This window comes from Bradyrhizobium sp. WYCCWR15520 (assembly GCF_056174665.1).
The window spans coordinates 1-2,139 of the sequence record NZ_JBWBWM010000132.1 but is presented as its reverse complement, the minus strand read 5'-3'; the positions used below and the strand labels follow the sequence as shown (position 1 = coordinate 2,139).

Below are 2,139 nucleotides of genomic sequence, written 5' to 3'. Positions count from 1 at the left end.
ACCCGCGCATAGGACTGACGCAAAATCACCCCATGGCGCTGCGCCAGCCGCACCAGCTTCTCGCGCGCCCGGTTTAGAAGCTTCGCGTCGGTGGGGAACGTCACGTTCTTGGGCTGAACCGTGGTGTGTGCGCCATGACGGCGCGAAGAAGGAGGTTGAGTATGTAGACCATCTTCCGAGCAGCCTTGCTGCGCAAGAGATGAGGGCAGGCCCCTCGGACTCGGATTGCAGGATCAGAGTCCAAACCGCCACAAGCTGCTTTAGCTCAATGGCTGAGGTGGTGAGCGTTGCTGGAAAAGGCGGGCAATCAGCCTGTCAGGTGAGCCACGGGAAGACGAACGCAAGTAAACCGCCGATGATGCATCGAAAGTACAGTTCAGGTGTTGTCGAAACCAGGGGCGATACCACCTCCTGGGATCAAGCGCGGCGAGAGCCTGTCTATTGGCCGGGCGGCAACCGGTGTAGAGGCGGCGTGATCCCGATGGCAGGCTCTTGCGCGGAACATGGGAACCTGCGTCGCGATGCCAAGGGAGACCCCAAAGGCGGCGGATCCGCCGAGGGCAGAGTACCAATGCGCGACGCAGGGGCGGACGGGTTCGTAATAGTGATGAGGCCCGGTAATACGGGCGGAGCGAAGGGACCCGATCTTCCAGCCAAAGTCACAGGCCAACCGGAAACGGGAGGAGCCGATGACTGAGGCAAAGTCGTATCAGATCCCCAAACATCTCGTTTGGGAAGCTTGGAAACAGGTGAAAGCGAACCGCGGGTCAGCGGGTGTGGACGGGGTCTCCATCGAGGAATTCGAAAAGGACTTGAAGAGAAACCTCTACAAGATCTGGAATCGAATGTCGTCGGGGACATACTTTCCGCCTCCCGTCCGTCTCGTGGAAATTCCCAAGGCTAATGGAGGGAAGCGTCCGTTAGGAATACCCTCTATAGCTGACCGCGTGGCTCAGACGGTTGCAAAGATGGTTATGGAGCCGACGATGGAACGAATATTCCATCCCGACTCCTACGGCTATCGGCCCGGCCGTTCGGCGCTTGACGCAATGGGGACAGCGCGAAAGCGTTGCTGGAAATTCGACTGGGTTATCGACCTTGATATCAAGTCGTTCTTCGACTCGATTCCTTGGCACCTGATCGAAAAGGCCGTCGCCCACCACACGAAACTGAGCTGGATTCGTCTCTACGTAAAGCGGTGGCTGCAAGCTCCCGTGGAGAAAGAAGACGGAATCCTTGTGGAGAGAACACGCGGAACCCCTCAGGGTTCAGTGGTTTCACCGCTGCTCGCAAATTTGGTTCTGCACTATGCATTCGATCACTGGATGCAGCGGACCTTCCCTTGTTTGTGTTTCGAAAGATACGCTGACGATGCGATAGTCCATTGCAGAACTGAAAGCGAGGCTCAAACCGTGATGGAGGCGATCCGGAAACGTCTTGCGGAATGCGGTCTGGAGCTCCACCCGGAACCGGATCGTCTACTGCAAGGATAATAAACGGAGAAAGGAATGCGAACACATCTCGTTCGACTTCCTTGGCTACACCTTCCAGCCGCGCAGCGCTCGCGATCGAAAGGGCGAGAAGTTCCTCAACTTCCTCCCGGCAATCAGCAACAAGGCTGCCAAAGGAATCCGACAAACCATTCGCTCATGGCGACTGGGTTCGACGCGAAACCACTGGAGTCTTGAAGAACTCGCCAAGCTGATTGATCCTGTCGTGCAAGGATGGCTGAACTATTACGGACGGTTTTACCGAACGGAATGTGTCAACGTCCTTCGTCACGTTAACGACGCGCTCGCCCATTGGACGAGGCGGAAATACAAGCGGTTGAAAGGCCGGAAAGTCGCCTCAGTATATTGGTTGGGACGGCTCGCACAGCGCGATCCGAACCTACTCTATTTGTGGCGAGTCGGCATTCGACCTGCGGCTGGAAGATAGAAGCCGGATGAATCGAGAGGTTCACGTCCGGTTTCGTGAGAGCCTCGGGGTGCAATTCCCCGGGGCTACTCGACCGACGATCACCCGCGACAGTTCGGACGGCTTGACTGCCTCGGTCTTGACGGCAACCGACAGGCTTTCCTGGATCAGCGCCGCCAGCCGTTCCTCGCCCATGCGATTGCGCCAGCGCGTCAGCGACGA

3 protein-coding genes are annotated in these 2,139 nt (G+C 57.5%); 2 read left to right on the top strand and 1 reads right to left on the bottom strand.

All coding sequences use genetic code 11. The features are described from left to right. Nucleotides 1-689: 689 nt before the first annotated feature. Entirely contained in the window at nt 690-1,493 is an 804-nt protein-coding gene (gene ltrA / locus AC0QUY_RS42470; protein WP_474417233.1) for a group II intron reverse transcriptase/maturase, read from the top strand. Beyond that, nucleotides 1,438-1,938 (top strand): group II intron maturase-specific domain-containing protein, encoded by a 501-nt coding sequence (locus tag AC0QUY_RS42465; protein WP_474417234.1) that lies wholly within the window; start codon nt 1,438-1,440, stop codon nt 1,936-1,938. The genes ltrA and AC0QUY_RS42465 overlap by 56 nt, the downstream gene beginning before the upstream one ends. Before the next feature lie 21 nt (nt 1,939-1,959). On the opposite strand, the gene AC0QUY_RS42460 is transcribed toward AC0QUY_RS42465, so the two are convergent. Further along, nucleotides 1,960-2,139 (bottom strand): hypothetical protein (locus AC0QUY_RS42460; protein WP_474417235.1); only part of this gene is annotated, 180 nt, incomplete at its 5' end.